Source organism: Bacillus haikouensis, from assembly GCF_013179555.1.
GTDB classification, from domain to species: Bacteria; Bacillota; Bacilli; order Bacillales; family Bacillaceae_B; genus Rossellomorea; species Rossellomorea haikouensis_A.
Window position 1 is genome coordinate 1 of the sequence record NZ_JABMCR010000348.1, and the last position, 3,670, is coordinate 3,670.

Annotated in this window: 3 protein-coding genes, 1 tRNA gene and 1 other annotated feature; all 4 genes read right to left on the reverse strand. The window is 45.2% G+C overall.

From position 1 onward, the window contains the following. Window positions 1-475: 475 nt before the first annotated feature. Window positions 476-568, reverse strand: a tRNA-Ser gene (locus HP456_RS21160). A gap of 103 nt (window positions 569-671) precedes the next feature. Beyond that, window positions 672-1,946, reverse strand: coding sequence for a serine--tRNA ligase (serS, locus tag HP456_RS21165; protein WP_172254799.1), 1,275 nt, complete (start codon window positions 1,944-1,946; stop codon window positions 672-674). 84 nt (window positions 1,947-2,030) lie between these two features. Then, window positions 2,031-2,243: a binding site (T-box leader), on the reverse strand. A 271-nt stretch (window positions 2,244-2,514) separates the two neighbouring features. Next, window positions 2,515-3,105 carry a pyridoxal 5'-phosphate synthase glutaminase subunit PdxT gene (pdxT, locus tag HP456_RS21170; RefSeq protein ID WP_172254801.1) on the reverse strand — a complete coding sequence of 197 codons (591 nt, stop codon included), beginning with the start codon at window positions 3,103-3,105 and terminating at the stop codon, window positions 2,515-2,517. A 4-nt stretch (window positions 3,106-3,109) separates the two neighbouring features. Beyond that, a partial coding sequence (locus HP456_RS21175; protein WP_512698780.1) for a beta/alpha barrel domain-containing protein occupies window positions 3,110-3,670 on the reverse strand: 561 nt, incomplete at its 5' end.

A 3,670-nucleotide genomic window follows, 5' to 3' on the forward strand; every position in this document is an offset into this window, starting at 1 on the left:
CGCTTTCCGCGGGTAGCCCGTGAGCCTCCTCGTCGCGTTCGCTCCTGTGGGGTCTCATTTGTCTAGCTGCAGGGCTTAGAGGCACATGACATAAGCCAAACCGACCAAGAAGGCAAAGTACGCCTTCCAGGACGATTCGTCTTATGCCACCCGCCTCTGAGCAAAGCCCTTCCGCTTTTCCAATAAGCTACTCTCCCCGCAGGAGTCTTCGTCTTGCACTCCAATCAACCACTGGAAAGTGCTAAAACTTAAGTCTACATTAAATAAAATAAAATCCCGAATTGCCTGTTAGAAGGCAGTTTAGTTCGGGTTTTTCTTAGGCTAAAACACTTTTGTCCCAGACCCTCTTTTATTTGTTAATTGTCATATTATTTATAATTTATAAAAATCTATAGAAACCAAAAAAATTCGTTACATCTCCAGTAACGAATTTAAAATCTCCAATATTTATGCGCTAGGTTAATAAATAAATCAATGGCGGAGGAAGAGGGATTCGAACCCCCGCGGGCTTTAACACCCCTGTCGGTTTTCAAGACCGATCCCTTCAGCCGGACTTGGGTATTCCTCCGTATCGACAAGAATTATAATAACATGGTGATAAAATGCAGTCAAGCATTTTCATAAAAAAATATGAAAGGTATCCGTCTCCCGCCGGATACCTTTCGCAGCTATTACTTAATGACTTCTGCTCCACCCATGTATGGACGTAGAACATCAGGTACAATGACAGATCCATCTTCCTGCTGATAGTTTTCCAATAGAGCCGCGACCGTACGGCCGATAGCCAGCCCGGAACCGTTCAATGTGTGAACATGTTCAGGCTTTGCATTTGCTTCTCTTCTGAATCGTATATTTGCACGTCTCGCCTGGAAGCCTTCGAAGTTACTGCAAGAAGAGATCTCGCGGTATGTGCCATAGCTTGGAATCCAAACTTCGATATCATATTTCTTTGCAGCCGTGAAACCAAGATCTGCTGTACACATTGATAATACGCGATATGGCAGACCAAGGAGCTGAAGTACTTTTTCAGCATGGCCAGTCAATTTCTCTAGTTCATCATAAGAATCTTCAGGCTTTACAAAGCGGACAAGCTCTACTTTATTAAATTGATGCTGACGGATCAACCCTCTAGTGTCACGTCCGGCAGACCCAGCTTCTGAACGGAAATTGGCGCTGTAAGCTACATAGCCGATCGGCAGTTCTTCCCCCTTGATGATTTCATCGCGATGATAATTGGTTACAGGTACTTCTGCTGTCGGTACCAGGAAGTAATCTTCACTTTCGATACGGAAAGCATCCTCTTCAAATTTCGGCAGCTGACCCGTTCCAGTCATGCTTGTGCGGTTTACAAGGAATGGCGGAATCATTTCTGTATATCCGTGCTCATCCATGTGCAAATCCATCATGAAGTTCAATAATGCACGTTCCAGTCTTGCGCCCAGTCCTTTGTAGAAGACAAAACGGCTGCCGGTCACCTTCCCTGCACGCTCAAAGTCGAGGATATCAAGACCTGTCGCAATATCCCAATGAGGCTTTGCTTCAAATTCAAACTCGCGGATTTCCCCCCATTTTCGGGTTTCCACGTTGTCATCCTCCGTTTCACCGACAGGGACTGATTCATGGGGGATATTGGGGATAGACAGAAGAATTCGCTCCAGCTCTTCTTCGATGCCTCTAAGCTCATCATCAAGCTTCTTGACCATGGCACCTACCTCACGCATTTCAACGATCATTTCCTGGGCATCCTGCTTCTCCTTTTTCATCTTGGCGATTTTTTGAGAAACTTCATTGCGCTTGCTCTTCAGGTTCTCACTTTCCACCAGAAGTTCCCTTCTCCTCTTATCAAGCTCCTCGAATTTATCAAAGTCCTCAAGATCTTCACCGCGATGCTGAAGGCGGTTTTTCACATCTTCTAAATTGGCGCGTAAATATTTAATGTCCAGCATGGTTTATTCCTCCTTTGAATATATGGTTGTTTGGTTTTGAACGATGGCAGGATCCCGTAAAAAACAAAAAACCCCCGTCCCTGGTAAAGGGACGGAGGTTCCGCGTTGCCACCCTAATTGAAGACAGCAAAGATGCCTTCCTCTTAGAGATGATAACGGAATCACCGAAAATACCTACTGAATGATTCAGTATTTTACTCAAGGATGGATTCATAAAGATTCTGCACCGGTTTGCACCGACCACCGGCTCTCTTTCAGCAAGATATCTTCATTACTATTTCCTGTCAACGTTTTAAACTCATATTGGTTATTTCATAATCTACTACAATGTTTTCCATTTTGCAATAGGTTTATGCCAATGTTTTTTCTAAAAGGTTGTTCCAAAAAACGCAGAGCGTTCCTTTCCGCTGCAGGCACTTGCATTCCTTGGGGAGGAAGTCGAGCCCGCTCGTCATGCGCTCCTGTCGGGTCGCGACCTTTCCTCTAAATCCCGCCGGAGTCAAATGCTTCTGCTCCGATCCACTCTAGGTTTTAAATTTGGTTAAACAGATCACTCTAAACGAAAAGATTAAGAAACAACTTTCTCTTTTGACTCTTTCACCATTTCGATAAAGTATGCTGTTAAACGATTGTCATCTGTCAGTTCCGGGTGGAATGAACATCCCAGGAACTGGCCGTGGCGGGCAAGCACGATGCGTTCATTGTGCTTGGCCAGGATTTCGACATCCTCTCCCGCTTCCACGATATGCGGTGCCCTGATGAATACGGCATTGAAATGATTTCCTACATGTGCAATATTCAAATCGGCTTCGAAGCTTTCCTTTTGACGTCCAAAGGAATTACGCTCTACCATAACATCCATTACACCAAGATGAGGTTCATCATAACCAACGATCTTATTCGCTAATAGAATAAGTCCGGCACACGTACCGAAGATCGGTTTCCCACTGGCTGCAAACTCGTTCAATGGCTCTAAAAATCCATAACGGTCGATCAGACGTCTCATCGTCGTACTCTCACCGCCAGGCATGATCAAGCCGTCAAGTCCATCCAGCTGCTCTGTACGCTTCACAACCACCGCTTCGGCATCACATGCCTCGATAGATTGAACATGCTCTCTGACAGCCCCTTGAAGTCCTAATACACCTATTCTAATCATAGACTTACCAGCCTCGGTCTTGCATGCGCTGTTCCGGAAGGATTGAAGAAATTTCTACACCCTTCATCGCAACTCCAAGCTCTTTAGAAAGTTCTGCAATTAACTTATAGTCTTGATAGTGAGTAGTCGCTTCCACGATCGCTCTCGCAAATTTCTCAGGATTTTCAGACTTGAAGATACCTGAACCTACGAATACACCGTCAGCGCCTAATTCCATCATTAGAGCAGCATCAGCCGGCGTTGCAATTCCGCCTGCAGCAAAGTTCACAACCGGTAAACGGCCATTTTCTTTAATTTCTAATAATAATTCATATGGAGCACCAAGCAGTTTTGCTTCCGTCATGATTTCATCTGTGTTCATGTTTACAAGCTTACGAACCTGAGCATTCACTTTACGCATATGACGAACCGCTTCAACGATGTTGCCCGTTCCCGGCTCCCCTTTTGTACGAAGCATTGATGCACCTTCACCGATTCGGCGGGCTGCTTCGCCCAGATCACGGCATCCGCATACAAATGGCACAGTGAAATCTCTTTTATTTAAATGGTACTCTTCATCAGCAGG

What these genes read in the sequence shown, in the direction of transcription:
- serS (WP_172254799.1), bottom strand. Translation starts at nt 1,946, where the DNA reads ATGCTGGACATTAAATATTTACGCGCCAATTTAGAAGATGTGAAAAAC.
- pdxT (WP_172254801.1), bottom strand. Translation starts at nt 3,105, where the DNA reads ATGATTAGAATAGGTGTATTAGGACTTCAAGGGGCTGTCAGAGAGCAT.